Genomic DNA, 18,091 nt, shown 5'->3' with positions numbered 1-18,091 from the left:
AGCGCCGTGAGGCGTGGAGCGGACCAGTACTAATCGGTCGAGGACTTAACCAAGTTGTAAAACGTGGTGTTCTCAAAGAGAAAATAATTGACTAATATCTAGTTTTGAGGGAAGAAGTTCTCTTATAGTGTGGTGGCGATAGCCTAAAGGATACACCCGTTCCCATGCCGAACACGGAAGTTAAGCTTTAGCACGCCGATAGTAGTTGGGGGATCGCCCCCTGCGAGGATAGGACGTTGCCACGCGATTATTCCGGCATAGCTCAGTTGGTAGAGCACCTGACTGTTAATCAGGTTGTCGACGGTTCGAGCCCGCCTGCCGGAGTCGGGTTAACCTGGTTAGCCAGTTAGTTATATGCCGGCTTAGCTCAGCTGGTAGAGCATCGGTATCGTAAACCGAGGGTCGGGGATTCGAATTCCTCAGCCGGCATCAGAACAGTCGTTAGTCGTTGGGACTAGCGGCTTTTTTTGTGGCCATAAAAATAAATAATTAAGATGATCCTGAGGATGTGGCAAGGTACCGTAAAATCAGTTATTAACCAGCCATTGGGCCGACTGGCGATAACTGGACTGGGCGTAATAACTATAACGAATGCCGCTGACGGAAGGGCCTTATAAGTACAAGTACCCTATGAAGGCAGACAAAGGCATGCAGCGGGACATGCTGGCTCATTGACTGTTGCCATGAGGGTGAAGACTCAGGGAACCTCAGAAATCGGTCGACGCCGCAACTGAATTGCGTCCGACTAGATAGCAAGTTTGATAATTGTTCGAAAATTTGTGATAATTTCTACATTGTAAATGCTAAACGGACATTGCGAAATTAGAAGCTGTATTACCGGGTAGCTGATTAGGGTGAGGGTCGGACGGTTACAAACTACCGATACGATTAGAAAATGATAGCGTTTTCACAAAGTTCTAATATTGGTATAGTCATTACAAAATAATTGGTATAGATAACTAAAACGCCTATCTTACGGCAAAAAATCAAATAAAAATAAAATTGATTTTTGCATTTTTTCTATTGTGGTATACCTTCACGAGTGCTATCCTGTAACTAACGAATGAAAAAGAAATCGGGAGATGTCATTATGAAGAATGTATTGTTAGTATCTGGCAAAGGGAACTGTGGACACTTATTTTTAGGAGAAGCAAAGCGAATTGCGGAAACGCGTAAAGTACCCTTGAGGTTTAGCGCGGTCAGCAGCGATGATGTGACGTCGGAGTTAGTTGCCGAACAAGATTTAGTTTTGCTGGTGCCACAAGACGGGGAAAGCTTGCAGATTAGTTCCGTTGCTCCAGTTGTTGAGATTCCTAACGATATTTATGGTTGGCTGAATGGGGAAGCTCTGGTTAAGTTTGCTTGCCGTCAGCTGGATCAAAAAGCCGTTGTCGCTTAAGTTAACGCGGAAGTAGCTGTCAGAATTGCCTTCATTCGACTGACTTAAAGATTGGCAACCTCTCCCCAAAATTGATTATGTGATTCGACCAGGTTAAGGTCGAATCACTTTTTTTATATTATTCATAAAAAAATTAATAATGAGTGTTACCCCGAAATGAATAAAAAATAAGAAGATTGCATGAGATAGCTAATAATTCCATCATTGTTTTTTCGCGTGATACCGGGGGATGGAGACGCTTTTATTAAGGAAACCGTTGCGTAACACGACTTCATGCAGTATAATAACTACTATGTTTTATTAGAGAGCTATGAGACATCAGCGCCATTGAAATTTCTACTGGCGACTGCGAAAGATAAAAATATTCATTTTGAAAAAAGCACTGGAGGTATTATAGTTTTGAATAACAAACCAGAATCAACCAGCCAAGATCGAACCTTCTTCGGTCAACCGCGTGGATTATCGACTCTGTTCTTTACAGAAATGTGGGAACGGTTCAGTTACTACGGCATGCGGGCCATCCTGATCTACTACATGTACTACTCGATTACTAAGGGTGGTCTAGGATTTAGCCAAGCAACCGCTGCTTCCGTAATGTCCATTTACGGGTCTATGGTTTACTTATCCTCAGTTCTTGGGGGGTACATGAGTGACCGTGTTTGGGGAAGTCGAAAGACTGTCTTCATCGGTGGTGTCTTGATCATGTTTGGGCACATTGCGTTGTCCATTCCTGCTGGGTCAATGGCCCTGTTCATCTCCATCCTCTTAATCGTATTGGGGACTGGGCTATTAAAGCCTAACGTTTCTGAAATGGTCGGCGGTCTGTATGACGAGGGTGATACGCGCCGGGATTCCGGATTCACCATCTTCGTTTTCGGGATTAATTTAGGGTCCTTAGTCGCACCACTGATTGTTGGTTGGTTGGGTCTGAAGTATAACTTCCACTTAGGGTTCTCCTTAGCTGCTATCGGGATGTTCTTAGGACTGGTTCAATATTGGATCGGTGGTAAGAAGTACCTGAGCAAGGACAGCCTATACCCAACTGATCCATTGGAACCTGGTGACATGAAGAAACTGACTGTACGTTCAGGCATTGGTTTAGTCGCCTTTGCCTTAGTGTTGGTTCTGATGTACCTCCTGGGTTCATTGAACTTAAATAACTTCGTGCTGTTACTTTCCGTGATTGCGATTGCTGCACCAGTTGTTTACTTCGTGATCTTCTTGACAAGTAAAAAGGTTACAACGACTGAACGGAAGCATGTTTGGGCTTACTTAGGTCTCTTCATTGCCGCAATGATCTTCTGGGCAATTGAAGAACAAGGTTCATCTGTTCTGGCGTTATTTGCTGCCAACCAGACGAACAACCACTTCTTAGGTGTTCATATTTTGCCATCTTGGTACCAAATGTTGAATCCACTGTTCATTCTGATTTACACGCCATTCTTCGCCGCCATGTGGAACCGTTGGGGGAAGAAGCAACCAAGCTCACCAGCTAAGTTTGCAACTGGTATGTTGTTTGCCGGAGCATCTTACCTGATCATGGTTATCCCAGTTGTCTTATTTGGGACGAGTGCTAAGGTTAGTCCACTTTGGTTAGTTGGTAGCTGGGCAGTTGTTGAAATTGCCGAACTGCTGATTTCACCGATTGGGCTGTCCGTAACGACAAAGTTGGCACCAAAGGCCTTCCAATCACAAATGATGAGTATGTGGTTCTTAGCCGATGCTGCTGGTCAGGCCGTTAACGCACAGATTGTTAAGCTGTATACGCCAGAAAACGAAGCTGCCTACTTTATGGGGGTTGCTATTGTGGCTATCGTGGCCGGGTTGATTATGTTTGCCTTGGTCAAGCCAATCAAGAACTTGATGGCCGGTATCAAATAAATCACGTTATAAGACAAAAAGTGCTACTCTGGTTAAACGGAGTGGCATTTTTTAGTGCAATAAATGGAGGAGGATTTGCTGATGGTTAGGGTCGCGATAATCAGCGATTTACATTTTGACGTCAACAAACAGTCTGTGGCGGACATTCTGTCCCAACAAGCAACCTATTTGCGGCAACAACGCGTGGGTGTCTATCTGATTGCAGGAGATATCACCAATCATTTTGACCAGTCACTAGCTTATGCGACAGCGATACAGCGCGAACTGGCACCTGCCAAGGTTCGGTTTATTGCGGGTAATCATGACATGCTTCATGATGTGACGTATGCGGCCCTAGAATCGCCGTTAGCGCCGACTTATCTTCATGCGGGGTATTTAGACATTGCTGGTACTGACTGGCGGATAATCGGCAATAATGGCTGGTATGACTATCAGTTTGCGGATAACCTGCAGGGACGCAATTTTTTAGCGTGGAAACGGGCCTTTTGGATCGACAGTACGATTATTCAGCCAATAAGTGATAGTGAACGCATGGATCACGTGCTGACGGTTGTCGAAGAGCAACTGCAGGCTGCGCACATTGCGAAGAAACACGTTTTATTCATGACCCATTTTGTTCCTCGCCGCGACTACATTCGTTATACGGATGATGATCGGTTTTGGAACATGGCCAATGCCATGATGGGCAGTCCGCGGTTGGGCGAACTGTTAGCCCGCTATCAAGTTGAAATCGTGCAGTTTGGCCACGTTCACCGGCATTTTGCACCACAACAATTTGGAGTGACCTGGTACTATAATCAGACGTTAGGCTACCATAATCGGCGAATCAATGAGTGGCAGGGGACAAATTTTATGACGGAATGGCAGCAAAGATTAAGAATTATTGACCTAAAATAAAAAAACTGCTAAAAAAGACTTGACGGTTTATGCAGAATTTTGTATGATAATGAAGTTGATTCGTTACGGCGATTCACATTTTGGTGGGGTAGCGAAGTCTGGCTAAACGCGGCGGACTGTAAATCCGCTCCTTCGGGTTCGGTGGTTCGAATCCACTCCCCACCATTTTTATTATTGGGCTATAGCCAAGTGGTAAGGCAACGGGTTTTGATCCCGTGATGCACTGGTTCGAACCCAGTTAGCCCAACTAAGAACCAGTCACGGTGTGTGACTGGTTTTTTTATGCGCTCAAAGAGCTGCTAATGGGTGTCTAAGCAACGTTAGGGATCGTTTAGGTGATTGGCGAGGGTAATTATGTATTCGCTACCAAATTCGTGCGGTCAAAAAATTGACAATTCAAGGGAACTTCGCTAAAGTCAAATTAATAATTGCTCCAGACCATTTGTGTATTTGACATAGAAAGTGGGGTTCTATGAATGGCAACATGCGTGCAACCTGAGGACCTGTTCGCCTTGCGTCCACTGGCACAGCCAGTGAGCGACGGACAACGGGTGTACTACTTAGAGAGTCAACTAGACCAACAAAAGAATTTGAGCTGCGCCACGATTGACAGCGTGAACTTAGTAGACGGCAGTGATCATCGACAATGGAGTCCAAACGATGTCAGTGTCAATGAGCTAGCGCTAAGCCCTGACAAGCAGCGCTTAGCCTTTACGGGTGTGGTGGGGGACCACGTGCAACTATTTCTAGTGCCCTTGGATGGTGGTGCTCCCGAACAGATTACCCACGGCGATGCAGACGTGACTACGCCCGTTTGGACTACGGATGGTCAGTACCTCTACTTTCAAACGACGACTGGTACCGCTAAGCCGAGCGACCAGCCGACGGTCCAAGTGATTGACCGGCTACAGTATCAAGCAAATGGGCAAGGCGTTTTGCCGACCGGATTGACTTACCAGGCAATCCGGTACGAATGGACGACGCATGACCAGGTCGTTGTGCTTGAACGCGAGCATCCCTTTCATATCACCGATGCTAATCAAAAGGGACTTGTCTTTGATTGCGATCGCATGCCAGACGATGAGCATGATTTCAGTACGGGTGTCTTTTGGCACCCCTTTGATGGTTCTGTTGAGCGTTTGTTGAACCAGGCGGTTGCCATGGGGGCGTTTGGTCTCGGTAAGCTATCGCCAGATGGCCAACGGGTTTTGATGTGGGGACAGGATAATCACATTCCTAACGTTTCCCAGTCGCATGCCTGGGTCGCCGAGATTACAACCGGCAACCTGATTGATCTGACGGCGCCACGTGATGTGGAAGTTGGCGACATGTTGGCTATCGACAGTCAACAGCGGCTTTCGGGGCAGTGGGTCGCCTGGTTAGATGATCAGACCGTTATTTTACTTGAAAATGAACATGGTCGGTTAAACTTAATCAGTCAAGATCTGAGGACAGATACCGTCAAACCGCTCCTGAGTGGTGATCGGGCTATCTGTGACTTCAGTGTGGTTGATGACCAGACCATCGTCTTTACGGAGTCGACCATGACCAGTGTGAGCCATTTAAAGGCCCTTGACGTGGTCAGTGGCGACGAACAAGAGTTAGTCAATCCCAATGCGACGTATGAGGCCAAACACGCACTGGTGGCCGGACAACGCTTCACGTTTAAAGGCGCCGATAATTGGGATATCGAAGGTTGGTATTTTCCACCCGTAACGCCAGCGGCTAAGCATCCTGCCGTTTTGTACGTTCACGGTGGGCCACAAGTCGACTTTGGCTACGGGTTCTATCACGAGTTACAGTACCTTGCGGGTCAGGGTTACGGTGTCATTACGATTAATCCTCGTGGTGGGAACAGTTATGGCCAGACTTTTGAAGAAGCAGTTATCGGTCACTATGGTGAGGGGGATTTTGAGGACCTGATGCGGGGAACCGACGCGGCACTTAAATTGGATGCAACGATTGATCCGACGCAACTCTGCGTGACGGGTGGCTCTTATGGTGGCTTTATGACTAACTGGATTGAGACACACACGTCACGGTTTGTAGCCGCGGTGACGCAGCGGTCAATTTCAAACTGGATCAGTTTCTACGGAACTAGTGATATCGGCTACTTCTTCACACCGTGGGAACTTAAGCAGAATATGCAAGATATCAGCACACTTTGGCATTTTTCACCGTTAGCGTACGTTCAACAGGCAACGACGCCGATTTTGATTTTGCATGGTGAAGAGGACTTACGCTGTCCAACGACGCAGGGAAAGGAATTCTTCGTGGGTTTAAAAGAAGCAGGCGTTGAGACACAACTGGTCTTATTCCCACAGTCGAATCATGAGTTATCACGTTCTGGTTTGCCCAACTTACGGATTGAGCGCTTGAAACGGATCAATCAGTGGTTTAAGGCGCATTTACCAGTGATAGATCAGAAATGACATTAGACTTTGTATGATCTTTGTAAAGGTTATATTGTTTACGTAAACAAGAACGTTTGTTCGTACTGCTATGCTATACTGAATAAACGGTATGAATTAGACTGATAGTGAAGCTGAAACTAAGGGAAGGTAATATGCAGTCGGCTAGCGACTATAGCGTTGTTCAGCGATTTGCATAGGGTATTTGATTATGAAAATTGGATTTATTGGAGTCGGTGGCATGGCCCAAGCGATTATTGGCGGGTTGCTGACGGCAAAGACGTTTGCATCAACCGATGTAGTCGTGCACAGTCACCGCCAAACGAGTTATCAGCCTTACGCAACGGCGCATGATCTAGTTGCCGCTGACAGCAACGTCGCGGTAGCAACGGCGAGCGACTTGGTGGTTTTAGCCGTGACCCCTAACGTGGCTAAGGACGTTCTACGGGAGATTGCGGATGTCTTAGCAACCGGTGAGAAGACCTTGATTTCGATTGTTGCTGGATTATCTCTGAAAGAGATGGCTGAGATTGTGGGCAAGAAAGTCCCGATTTTACGGACGTTACCCAATGTTAATGTCGAGGTTCAGGCGGGGATGACTGCGGTAATTGCTAATGATAACCTAACGGGGGACCGGTTGGCCGCTGCACTACGGGTCTTCAATACGATCGGTTCTACCACGGAGCTGGCCGAGAATCAGTTTGGCGTGTTCAGTGCGCTGGCTGGGAGTTCACCGGCTTACATTGATTTCTTTATTGATAGTCTCAGTCGGGCTGGCGTGAAGTATGGCCTGACTAAGACCCAAGCCACACAGATTGCTGCTCAGGCTACGTTGGGGTCAGCTAAGATGGTTCTCGAGAGTGACAAGATTCCCTTTGCCCTGATTGACCAGGTGGCTTCGCCAGGTGGGAGTACTGTGGCCGGTTTGCTTGCTATGGAAGAAGCAGGACTCATGACGGCTGTTGTAAAGGGGATTGACGCCACAATCAAACGTGACGCCGGTGATCCAGCATAAAAATGACCGCGTCAGTTGCCTTTTTGGTCTATACCGATTATAATGAGTATGTTGACTTAGAAGCTGCATCTTGATGAGGAGGAGACTCATGAGTATTGTCTTAAAGCACGCTAAAATTTACACCGGGGATGAGGTTATCCCTGACGGTTACATTCGATTCGACCGTCAAATTGAAGCAGTGGGCCCCGTGGCTGATTTTCAACCATTGCCTGCCGATGAAATTCACGTGGTAACGGGCCGGACCATTGTCCCTGGGTTCATCGATGTTCATAGCCATGGTGGCTACGGATATGATAGTATGGATGGGGATGCTGATCAGATTGATAAAATGGTCAATCTAATGTCGTTAGAAGGAATCACGTCGATTTTTCCAACGACGATGACCCAGTCTAACGATGCAATTTCTCATGCTATGCAAGGAATCGCCGTCGCAGCTGAACGGAATCCTTTGATCCAAGGTATTCACTTGGAAGGACCATTCATCGCGGCAATCTTTAAGGGCGCTCAGCCGGAGAAGTATATTAAGGATCCAGATGTTAAACTGCTGGATCATTGGAATCAACTCTCAGGCAAGCGGGTCAAATTAATCACGTATGCACCAGAAGATGCTGGTGCCAAGGCGTTTGAAGGCTATTGTTTAGCCAATAACATTGTGCCATCCGTGGGACACTCGAATGCGACCCGTGAACAGTTACTAGAGAGTCGGGCAACCCACGTGACGCATTTGTACAATGCACAACGGGGATTGCGGCACCGCGAACCAGGGGTCACCGGGCATGCAATGCTGGAGGACAACTTATACTGTGAATTGATCTGTGACGGATTTCACATCGTGCCAGACATGATTAAGCTAGCTTACGAACAAAAAGGTTCTCATCGACTGGAACTAGTGACAGATTCCATGCGAGCTAAGGGAATGCCAGAAGGTGTCAGCGAACTTGGTGGTCAAAAGGTAATTGTTAAGGATCGGCAAGCACGACTGGAGAGCGGTAACTTAGCTGGGTCTGTGTTACGTTATGACGAGGCCTTTAGAAACGTGATCGACTTTACAGGATGTGACGTTAATGATGCTGTGCAGATGAGTGCGGTCAATCAAGCCGAAGAATTTGGGTTGACTCAAAAAGGTAAGTTAGTGGTGGGTCGTGATGCCGACTTGAACTTGTTGACGCGGGACTTACACGTGGATACGACCTACAGTGTGGGTCGGAACATGCAGAAATTAGTGAAGTAGAAAATTAGAAGTTATTTTGAGAAGGGACGTTGGGTGCTGTGAGCTCACCGATTTATATTCAAATTCATAATGACATTAAACGCGCAATTGAGGCTGGAAAGTGGGCGGTTGGCGACCGAATTCCGTCTGAACGAGAACTGTCGCGAGATTTTGATGTGAGTCGGATGACGTTGCGGCAAGCCATTCAAACCTTGGTTGACGAAGGGATTCTGGAACGCCAAGTGGGTTCTGGGACTTACGTTGCCAACCAGAAGGTCCAGGAAAAGATGTCTGGTGTCACCAGTTTTACCGAATTGATGCTGAATCAGGGTAAGGTGCCGACCAGTAAGACCATTTCATATCATGTCATGAGTCCTTCTTTGAGTGAGGCCGAAAAGCTAAAATTGAAAGAAGACGACCAAGTATTACGAATGGAACGGATTCGTTATGGCGACGACGTGCCGATTTGTTTTGAAGTGGCCACGGTTCCGGAAAGCTTGGTCGATGGTTTGAGCAAGAAGGAAGTTACGAGCTCACTGTACCGTGCTTTGGAAGATAAAAAGAAGTTGACACCTGGTAAGGCACAACAAACGGTTTCTGCCATGTCTGCATCCGAACGGATCGCTGAGTACTTAAACATTAAGCGTGGCGATGCCATTTTACGGTTGCGACAGGTGACAGCGTTACAGGATGGAACGCCGTTTGAATACGTTCGAACCCAATACGTGGGGGAACGTTTCGAGTTCTACCTGGAAAAATAGCTAAAAAGTGCCTCACGTGTGGAATCAAGATTCCAGCTGTGAGGCACTTCTTGTAAATGTGGTGATAGAGAGATGTTTCAAATTAGATTTGCGCGACCGGATGATGACTTTACGGCCGTTGCTCAGCTTTACTTAACGACATGGCGGGAAACATACCGGCCATGGTTACCAGCTACCTGGTTAGCCAGAATGACGACGGCAAGCTGGCACCCCGAACGGAGTTGGCGCCGGACATTGTTAGCTTTTGAGGACCAACAACTGGTCGGCGTCTGTGCGTTTGGTCCTGCACGTGATACGAAATTCACTGGGTGGGGTGAACTTCGGTCAATTTATCTCTTGGCCAGTGCCCAGCATCAGGGTGTGGGTCGTAATTTGGTCACTCAGGCCCGTGCGACGCTGCAGCAAGCGGGATTTCATAAGGTCGTCTTGTGGGTCTTAGCCCAAAACACACCGGCCCAGCAATTTTACCAGCACCTGGGTTTTCGAAAAACGATGGTCCAGAAGTCACAGGGTATCATCCACGAGATTGCGTACGTTTGGCCTGCTGACGAACGAGTTGCAGATAGTGAGGAATGACGGCAATCCGTTTGAGTCGTTTGGGTTCCTTCACGGTACGGTAGAACCATTCCAAATGATGGTCCTGCCAGAATTGAGGAGCTCGGTCGACGGCACCGGCAAGCACGTCAAAACTGCCGCCGACACCCATCCAGAGTCCTTTCGTGACGTGATGATGTGTTTGGATAAACTGTTCTTGTTTAGGAAATCCCAATGCCGCAAAGACCATGTCTGGTTGCGTGCGTTGAATATCGCTGATCACCGCGGTATCGTCTTGAAAATAGCCGTCATGTAAGCCGACGATGTTCAATCCTGGATATTGCTGTGGGAGTAATGTTCGTAGCTGATCGATCACTGCTGGTTTAGCACCAACAAAGTAAGCGGAACGGTGCTGATCACTGCCCCATTTTAAAAGGGCTTCTAAGGTGTCAAAACCCGTGATTCGCTCTGGGAGGGGCTGTTTTAAAATTTTAGCGCCGTCGAGAATTCCAATGCCATCTGGCGTGATGAAATCGGCGTTCTGTAATAACTCATGATAGTCAGCGTGATTGTGCGCGTACATGACGATTTCTGGGTTGGCGGTAACGACGAACGTTGACTGACCTTGTGTAATTCGTTGTTGTAAGGTGGCAGTGAAGTTGGTCGCCGTCGTTTTGACGAAGGGGATGCCCAGGATCGTAACGGTCGGAAATGTGGATTGCATAGGTGACTCCTTTCAAGATAGTCACGCAGACTAATTAAGCCAGCGCGACGGTGTGAATAATCTATGACGCTCTACGCGTTTCATGCTAAAATAAGTCTATTGGCATTCAGCTGATGGTCCATTAAGCTAATGATGGCGGCTAGAAACGTCCCTGTTAGCCATGGATGACAAGACTGCCTAATGTTTACGTTTAGTAACTGATTAGAACTACCAACTTTTTTAGAACTTGTTTGATGACGAGACCATTGGATAGTCACCGTCACCAAAGTTTGATTTGAAAACCAGCTAAGGGAGTAACTCATTATGACTAATTTGTATCCTGATGACAGTTTCACTCTGCACACGGATGCGTACCAGATCAATATGATTCAAACCTATTTTGAAGAAAAAATTGCGGATAAGCACGCTGTTTTCGAAGTGTTTTTCCGCAACATGCCATTTCATAACGGCTATGCAGTTTTTGCTGGTTTGGAGCACATTGTTCATTATATCCAAAATCTTCATTTTTCCCAAACCGATATTGAATATTTACGAGAAGCTGAAGATTATTCGGAAGATTTCTTAGATTACTTAGCCAACTTCAAATTCCGTGGCTCGATTCGTTCTGCGGTTGAAGGGGAACTGGTCTACGCACACGAGCCCCTCTTACAAGTCGAAGGGCCATTGGCTGACTGCCAACTGGTTGAAACGGCCATTTTAAATATTATTAACTATCAAACCTTGATTGCGACCAAGGCAGCTCGAATTCGTTCCGTTGCTGGGGATGACGCACTCATGGAATTTGGCACACGGCGAGCACAAGAGTTTGATGCCGCTATCTGGGGGACCAGAGCAGCATATATTGGTGGATTTGACGCCACTTCTAATGTCCGTGCTGGTAAGGTTTTTGGGATTCCCATCAGTGGAACCCATGCCCATGCACTTGTTCAGGCGTACGGCGATGATTACCAGGCCTTCAAGGCTTATGCGGAAACCCACCATGATTGTGTGTTCTTAGTGGATACCTACGACACTTTACGTAGTGGGGTGCCAAATGCCATTAAGGTAGCTAAGGAACTCGGCGATAAGATCAACTTCCAAGGGGTTCGAATCGATTCTGGTGATATGGCTTACTTATCCAAACGGGTTCGGCAAAAGCTAGATGAAGCAGGTTTCCCAAACGCTAAGATTTATGCGTCAAACGACTTGGATGAAAAAACGATTCAAAGTTTGAAGATGCAAGATGCCAAAATTGACGTCTGGGGGATTGGAACCAAGCTGATTACGGCTTTTGATCAACCAGCTTTAGGCGCCGTTTACAAGATGGTCGCCATTGAAAATAACGCGGGTAAGATGCAGGGAACCATCAAGCTGTCGAACAATGCCGAAAAGGTAACGACGCCAGGGAAAAAGCAAGTTTGGCGAATCACTAAAAAGGCTGATGGCAAGACCGAAGGCGATTACGTTACACTGATCGATGAAGATCCGCGTAATGAAGAGTCTATCTTTATGTTCCACCCGAGTTATACCTACATTAATAAGACGGTCAATGACTTTAATGCACGACCAATTTTACAATCTATCTTTGAAGAGGGTCAGTTGGTTTATAAGTTACCAACGCTGTCCGCTGTACGAGACCGTGCGCGTGGGGCGCTGGCAAATCTATGGCCAGAGTACAAACGAGACCTAAATCCGCAAAAGTATCCAGTTGATCTGTCACAAGATTGCTGGGACCACAAGATGGCCATCATCAAAGATATTCATGCTTACGTGCAAAAGATGCCCGAATAGTCGAGCAAAAATATTAGGGGGCAGGTAACATGCGTGCGATGCAAAAAGAGATTATTGAAGCTTTAAAGGTGCAACCATCCATTGATCCCGCAACTGAAGTTCGGCGAAGTGTCGACTTCCTCAAGGATTATTTGAAACGCTATGACTTTATGAAGACGTTGGTGTTGGGGATTTCTGGTGGCCAGGACTCCACGCTGAGTGGGATTCTGTGTGAAAAGGCTGTGACCGAACTTCGGCAGGAGACCGGTGACAACGATTACCGGTTCATTGCTGTTCGGTTGCCTTATGGTGAGCAAGCCGATGAAGACGATGCCATGATGGCAATCGATTTTATGGGTGCTGACGAGGTAAAGCGCGTTAACATTCAACCGGCAACGGATGCGATGGTAGCGGCGGTGAGTGCTAACGATGAAACCGTTAGTGATTTCAACAAGGGCAACATCAAAGCTCGCCAGCGGATGATTGCTCAGTATGCTATCGCGGGCGCCCGCAATGGGGCTGTAGTGGGGACCGACCATGCGGCCGAGGCGGTTACCGGCTTTTACACCAAGTATGGGGATGGTGCGACTGATATTTGCCCAATTTGGCGGTTAGATAAGCGCCAAGGTGCGGCAATGTTGTCCTTACTCGGTGCGCCAGAACATCTGTATAAGAAAGTACCAACAGCTGATTTGGAAGATGATCGACCAGCCTTACCTGATGAAGCAGCCTTAGGTGTGCATTACGATGACATCGATAACTACTTAGAGGGACAGACCGTTAGTGATCACGCTGCGGAAGTCATTGAAGGGTGGTACCGCAAAACGGCACATAAGCGGCACCTGCCAGTCAATGTTTACGATACTTTCTGGCGAAAATAAGGTTTGGAGGAAGCAAATATGCAGAAAAATCATGTACGGAAGAATAAAACGCAAAAAAACAATATGACCGGTTACATTCAGATCCTCTCCAGCGTTTTACAGGGAACAGAGGAGGGTGCCGGTCAGATGAATGCCGATTTTGAAACCTTACGGCAGGCTATTGATGATCAAAAAGTGAACGAACTTTCTCAAGTAGATTTACAAAAGATTGCGGACAATTTCCAACGGGGCACGGATGCTTATGAAACGAATTTGAATAAGCTGGAACAGGCCGATGCACCAGTTCGGGTACTGGGCAAACACAAGTCGTTAGTGGCCGCGTACCGAATCTACGTGGAGGCTTGTCAGTCGATGACTGATAGCATCGATGTTGAACACCAAGCTGTTAACCAAGCGGTGTTCGATACTGCAGAAAAAACACAAGAAAACGCGATGGAAAAAGTAACTGCCAACACGCAGCGGATTATGAACAGCCCACTGTAATCGTGATTACTAGTATCATTAAGAAGCTGTGCAACTAGTCCCAATCGGTGCTGGTCGCATGGCTTCTTTGGACCTCAAGTCATGTGAAAAATCGAATTGGACTTCAGCGTACCGTCAACGGTTACAATGCCTATCATGGTATAATGCACGTATGAGTTAGGCTTAATTGATGAACGAGGTTTGTTAAAAGTGCTGAAAGTGAAGTGGGTTAAAGCTGACGATTGAAGTCGTCAAAGCGACCGGTCAGACCGACTATGTGACCGGCTCACCGATAATATATTTGATAATGGAGGGGTTGCATGGCAATCCAGAGTGAAACGAAAATGAGTGACTTAGCACAACCAGTGCATCAAAGTCTAAGCCAGTACCGTGTGCAACAGATTCAAGCTGTGTTGACCCTATTAGATGAAGGCAATACGGTGCCGTTTATCGCCCGTTACCGTAAGGAGCGTACCGGGTCGTTAGATGAAGTTGCTATTCGTGATATTGAAGACGAGGCGCATCGACTGACAAAACTGAATCAACGGCGAGCAGAGGTTTTAAAAATCATTCAAGAGCAAGGCAAGCTTACACCAGCACTACAGCAGAATCTGGCTCACGCTGCGGTGCTTCAGCAGGTGGAAGACCTCTACCTTCCTTATAAGCAAAAGCGGCGTACAAAGGCCACGATTGCCCGTGAAAAGGGGCTGGCTCCCTTAGCCAACTGGTTGTTGCATTTTCCAGCGGACGGTTTAACGGCTAAGGCACAGACCTTTGTTAATTCAGCTAAGGAACTACCCGATGTGGCGGCTGTGTGGGCGGGTGTTCACGAGATCCTTGCCGAAACGTTTAGTGAGCAAGCGGCGTTTCGTGAGTGGATTCGACACTACACTTGGCAGCATGGTGAGTTGACCAGTAAGTTAAAGCGTGGTGCTGCCGACAATGATGAGCAGCAAGTCTACGCGACTTATTACGATTTTCAGCAGGCCTTGAAACAGTTACCACCTTACCGCGTGCTTGCGTTGAACCGTGGTGAGCGAGAAAAAATTCTGACCGTTAGTCTAACTGTTGATTCGGCCTCTATTTTACAGTACGGGCATTTTCGGCTAGTTGGTCAGCATCATGGGCCCGCCGTTGCTAAGCTGGAAGCTGCGTTTGCCGATGCCTATAAGCGGTTTCTAGGACCGGCTATCGAGCGGGAATTGCGGCGGCAACTGACGGACAAAGCCAGTGCGCATGCCATTCAGGTTTTTGGGAACAACCTCTACCACCTCTTGATGCAGGCGCCATTAAAGGGCAAAGTCGTGATGGGCTTCGACCCGGCGTATCGGACCGGCTGTAAGCTAGCGATTATGGATCCTAATGGCCGTTTCTTAGCCAAGCAAGTTATTTATCCACACAAGCCAGCCAACGCGCAGAAACGGGCTGCAGCGGCACCCGAGTTCAAGCAATTACTCGAGAAATATCACGTTGAAATGATTGCTATCGGGAATGGGACCGCTAGTCGGGAATCTGAGGAATTTGTCAGTGGCATTTTGAAGACACTTGATCACCCCGTTTATTATGTGCTGGTCAATGAAGCCGGTGCCTCCGTCTATTCTGCGAGTGCGAATGCGCGCGCCGAATTTGCCGATTTTCACGTTGAGGAGCGATCTGCGGTCAGCATCGGCCGGCGGTTGCAGGACCCACTTGCCGAGCTGATCAAAATCGATCCTAAAGCCGTGGGCGTCGGGCAATATCAACATGACGTGCCCCAAAAGGCGTTAGATGGTCAGTTAGACCGAGTTGTTGAAACGGCGGTCAATCAAGTTGGGGTTAACGTCAACACGGCTAGTCCAGAACTGCTAACACATATCTCTGGATTGACGGCGACGACGGCACAAAATATTGTGGCCTATCGCAATGAGAATGGATCCTTTAGCAGCCGCAGAGACTTGCAGCACGTGCCCCGACTGGGACCTAAGGCTTATCAACAGGCCGTTGGGTTCTTGCGAATCATCGGTGGAACCGAACCATTGGATAATACGGACATTCATCCCGAAAGCTATCCAGTGGCAAGGAAACTCTTGGGTGCGCTGGATGAGCAAACGGGTATCGGGACGCCTAAATTACAACAGCAACTGGCACAGTTTAATCAGCAGCAATGGGCTGAACGTTTACAGGTGGGGACCGCTACCTTAGCAGATATTCTCGATGGACTGAAGAAGCCTGGTCGTGATCTGCGGGAGACCATGCCGGCACCATTGCTACGTCAAGATGTGTTGACGATGGCGGATTTAAAGCCGGGGATGGAATTACAAGGTACGGTCCGTAACGTGGTCGATTTCGGGGCGTTTGTGGATATTGGCGTAAAGCAAGACGGTCTGGTTCACATTTCGCAGTTGGCCGACCATTACGTTGGAGATCCCAGCACAGTTGTGACCATCGGCGACGTCGTGACGGTTTGGGTGTTGCGTGTTGATGAGAATCGCCAACGTATTCAACTGACGATGCGAACTGACCATCATGACTGATCAAGAGTTACAGCGACTCGTTGAAAAAATCTCAAAAGAGAGTTTTGGTGTACCGTTTCGACATCAAGCTACGTTTAACGCACGGCTGCGAACTACGGGTGGTCGGTATCGATTGACAGACCACAACATTGAAATTAATCCGAAAATGTTGACGGAACACGATTTGTCGATATTGGTGGGAGTTATTAAACATGAACTGTGTCACTACCACTTACACTTGGCGGGTCAATCTGGTCAGCATCGAACGGCAGCATTTAAAGTTTTGTTACAACAGGTCGGCGGGTTACGTTATGCGCCGGCACCTGTGAAAGCTAAGCCCAGGGTGCGCCAGTGGCAACTCTACGTCTGCACGCGTTGTCATCAGCAATATTACCGGGCCCGGCGAATCGACGTTTCTAAAATGGTGTGTGGTCACTGTCACGGTCGACTGAAATGGCAGAAAACCGTGATTGCAGCGACGCGACCAGTAACAACTAGGAGGTAAGTAGAATGGGTAAAACAATCATTCGGGTCCCAGCGACCTCAGCAAATTTGGGACCAGGTATCGATTCGATTGGTGCAGCGCTACACCTATATTTGACTGTCATCATCGAAGAAAAGACGGAAGAGTGGCGAGTCAATCATGCTTTAGGCACGGAGATCCCACGTGATGAGCACAATTTGATGGTGCAAACGGCCTTACAGATCAAGCCGGACTTACAACCTCACCAGCTGACCGTCATGTCAGATATCCCAGTCTCCCGGGGGCTAGGGAGCTCCACAAGTGCTGTGATTGCCGGCATCAAGATTGCCAATGAATTAGGTGAGTTGAACTTGACGATTCCGGAACAGTTGAACTGGGCTGTAAAATTAGGTGGTGAACTGGACAATGTCGCTCCGGCTTTGATGGGGCAGGCGGCCGTGGCAACGGTTGACGGTGATCAGGCCAATGCAATCAAGTTGCCCTTACCCGACTTGCGTGTTCTGGTCTTCATTCCAGGACAGACGTTATTGGCGCAAAAGAGTCGTGAAGCGCTCCCCAAGAAGGTCTCACTGGAAACGGCAGTCCATGCAAGCAGTGTCGCCAACGTCTTGGTCGCAGCGTTAATGACTAAGGACTGGGATTTAGCTTCGCAAATGATTGAACGCGACGAATTTCATGAACAGGCGCGTTCTCAGCTGGTTCCTGAACTGAATCAGATTCGGGATGCGGCTCACGACCTGGGAATTACCGGAACTTATTTAAGTGGGGCAGGTCCAACCGTTGTGACTTTTGGAACTTCTGCGCAATTGACTTTATTACGGGCTAAATTGGCAAAGGCTGATCTACCGGGAAGTTTACGGATTTTAGACCTTGATCAGGACGGCGCCACCGTTCTCACGGATGCATAAATTTAAATTATTTTGAATTAACTTGCAAAAAATATTGTCAGGTGACGAATCATTTGTTATACTATTTCTTGTGAGTTAATGCGGCCATGGCGGAATTGGCAGACGCGCAAGATTAAGGATCTTGTCCGGGTAATCCGGGTGGAAGTTCGAATCTTCTTGGCCGCATCAGAATTTACGGTAAGCACTGATCAGAATTTGATCAGTGCTTTTATATGAAATAAAGAATATTTGGGCGCACTAAAACATAACGCTCGAATCTGCGAAAAAATTCTAGTATACTTGT

Annotated in this window: 15 protein-coding genes, 5 tRNA genes and 1 rRNA gene; 20 read left to right on the top strand and 1 reads right to left on the bottom strand. The window is 47.6% G+C overall.

What is annotated here, in order from left to right; genetic code table 11:
• Nucleotides 1–128: 128 nt before the first annotated feature.
• The 13 genes from rrf (at nucleotide 129) to EKM89_RS12300 (ending at nucleotide 10,150) form a co-directional block, all read left to right on the top strand.
• Nucleotides 129–245: ribosomal RNA gene (gene rrf / locus EKM89_RS12360) — 5S ribosomal RNA — on the top strand.
• 6 nt (nucleotides 246–251) lie between these two features.
• A tRNA-Asn gene (locus tag EKM89_RS12355) sits at nucleotides 252–324 on the top strand.
• A gap of 32 nt (nucleotides 325–356) precedes the next feature.
• A tRNA-Thr gene (locus EKM89_RS12350) sits at nucleotides 357–429 on the top strand.
• Nucleotides 430–1,090: 661 nt separating this feature from the next.
• A complete protein-coding gene (locus EKM89_RS12345; protein WP_125688956.1) occupies nucleotides 1,091–1,399 on the top strand; it encodes a PTS sugar transporter subunit IIB in 309 nt (102 codons plus the stop codon).
• A 399-nt stretch (nucleotides 1,400–1,798) separates the two neighbouring features.
• Nucleotides 1,799–3,280, top strand: a complete 1,482-nt coding sequence (locus tag EKM89_RS12340) for a peptide MFS transporter (protein WP_125688954.1) — start codon at nucleotides 1,799–1,801, stop codon at nucleotides 3,278–3,280.
• Between the two features lie 81 nt (nucleotides 3,281–3,361).
• Nucleotides 3,362–4,177: a metallophosphoesterase gene (locus tag EKM89_RS12335; RefSeq protein ID WP_125688952.1), complete on the top strand. Its 816-nt coding sequence runs from the start codon at nucleotides 3,362–3,364 to the stop codon at nucleotides 4,175–4,177.
• A gap of 82 nt (nucleotides 4,178–4,259) precedes the next feature.
• Nucleotides 4,260–4,342: transfer RNA gene (locus EKM89_RS12330), tRNA-Tyr, on the top strand.
• 10 nt (nucleotides 4,343–4,352) lie between these two features.
• A tRNA-Gln gene (locus EKM89_RS12325) sits at nucleotides 4,353–4,424 on the top strand.
• Nucleotides 4,425–4,653: 229 nt separating this feature from the next.
• On the top strand, nucleotides 4,654–6,609 hold the full coding sequence (locus EKM89_RS12320; RefSeq protein ID WP_125688950.1) for a S9 family peptidase: 1,956 nt from the start codon (nucleotides 4,654–4,656) through the stop codon (nucleotides 6,607–6,609).
• A gap of 190 nt (nucleotides 6,610–6,799) precedes the next feature.
• The gene (gene proC / locus EKM89_RS12315; protein ID WP_125688948.1) at nucleotides 6,800–7,603 is read left to right on the top strand and encodes a pyrroline-5-carboxylate reductase; all 804 of its coding nucleotides are present in this window, start codon (nucleotides 6,800–6,802) and stop codon (nucleotides 7,601–7,603) included.
• Between the two features lie 88 nt (nucleotides 7,604–7,691).
• A complete protein-coding gene (nagA, locus tag EKM89_RS12310; RefSeq protein WP_125688946.1) occupies nucleotides 7,692–8,834 on the top strand; it encodes an N-acetylglucosamine-6-phosphate deacetylase in 1,143 nt (380 codons plus the stop codon).
• A 38-nt stretch (nucleotides 8,835–8,872) separates the two neighbouring features.
• Nucleotides 8,873–9,574, top strand: a complete 702-nt coding sequence (locus EKM89_RS12305) for a GntR family transcriptional regulator (RefSeq protein ID WP_048736252.1) — start codon at nucleotides 8,873–8,875, stop codon at nucleotides 9,572–9,574.
• Nucleotides 9,575–9,646: 72 nt separating this feature from the next.
• The gene (locus EKM89_RS12300) at nucleotides 9,647–10,150 is read left to right on the top strand and encodes a GNAT family N-acetyltransferase (protein ID WP_125688944.1); all 504 of its coding nucleotides are present in this window, start codon (nucleotides 9,647–9,649) and stop codon (nucleotides 10,148–10,150) included.
• On the opposite strand, the gene EKM89_RS12295 is transcribed toward EKM89_RS12300, so the two are convergent.
• On the bottom strand, nucleotides 10,089–10,832 hold the full coding sequence (locus tag EKM89_RS12295; RefSeq protein WP_125688942.1) for a WecB/TagA/CpsF family glycosyltransferase: 744 nt from the start codon (nucleotides 10,830–10,832) through the stop codon (nucleotides 10,089–10,091). The two genes, EKM89_RS12300 and EKM89_RS12295, sit on opposite strands and share 62 nt — an antisense overlap.
• A gap of 303 nt (nucleotides 10,833–11,135) precedes the next feature.
• Between EKM89_RS12295 and EKM89_RS12290 the strand changes: the two genes are divergently transcribed.
• The 7 genes from EKM89_RS12290 to EKM89_RS12260 all read left to right on the top strand — a co-directional run bounded on the left by EKM89_RS12290 (nucleotide 11,136) and on the right by EKM89_RS12260 (nucleotide 17,973).
• Nucleotides 11,136–12,602 (top strand): nicotinate phosphoribosyltransferase, encoded by a 1,467-nt coding sequence (locus tag EKM89_RS12290; RefSeq protein WP_125688940.1) that lies wholly within the window; start codon nucleotides 11,136–11,138, stop codon nucleotides 12,600–12,602.
• A gap of 29 nt (nucleotides 12,603–12,631) precedes the next feature.
• Nucleotides 12,632–13,462, top strand: a complete 831-nt coding sequence (gene nadE / locus EKM89_RS12285) for an ammonia-dependent NAD(+) synthetase (RefSeq protein ID WP_125688938.1) — start codon at nucleotides 12,632–12,634, stop codon at nucleotides 13,460–13,462.
• A gap of 18 nt (nucleotides 13,463–13,480) precedes the next feature.
• Complete coding sequence (locus tag EKM89_RS12280; RefSeq protein WP_125688936.1) at nucleotides 13,481–13,945, top strand: hypothetical protein; 465 nt, start codon at nucleotides 13,481–13,483, stop codon at nucleotides 13,943–13,945.
• A 299-nt stretch (nucleotides 13,946–14,244) separates the two neighbouring features.
• Nucleotides 14,245–16,437 (top strand): Tex family protein, encoded by a 2,193-nt coding sequence (locus EKM89_RS12275; RefSeq protein WP_125688934.1) that lies wholly within the window; start codon nucleotides 14,245–14,247, stop codon nucleotides 16,435–16,437.
• Nucleotides 16,430–16,921: a SprT family protein gene (locus EKM89_RS12270; RefSeq protein WP_125688932.1), complete on the top strand. Its 492-nt coding sequence runs from the start codon at nucleotides 16,430–16,432 to the stop codon at nucleotides 16,919–16,921. The genes EKM89_RS12275 and EKM89_RS12270 overlap by 8 nt, the downstream gene beginning before the upstream one ends.
• Nucleotides 16,922–16,926: 5 nt before the next feature.
• A complete protein-coding gene (gene thrB, locus EKM89_RS12265; RefSeq protein ID WP_125688930.1) occupies nucleotides 16,927–17,808 on the top strand; it encodes a homoserine kinase in 882 nt (293 codons plus the stop codon).
• Nucleotides 17,809–17,888: 80 nt separating this feature from the next.
• Nucleotides 17,889–17,973 (top strand) — tRNA-Leu (locus tag EKM89_RS12260).
• Nucleotides 17,974–18,091: the final 118 nt, after the last annotated feature.

Source organism: Levilactobacillus fujinensis (genome assembly GCF_003946335.1).
GTDB lineage: Bacteria > Bacillota > Bacilli > Lactobacillales > Lactobacillaceae > Levilactobacillus > Levilactobacillus fujinensis.
This window is presented reverse-complemented; position numbering and strand designations above follow the sequence as displayed.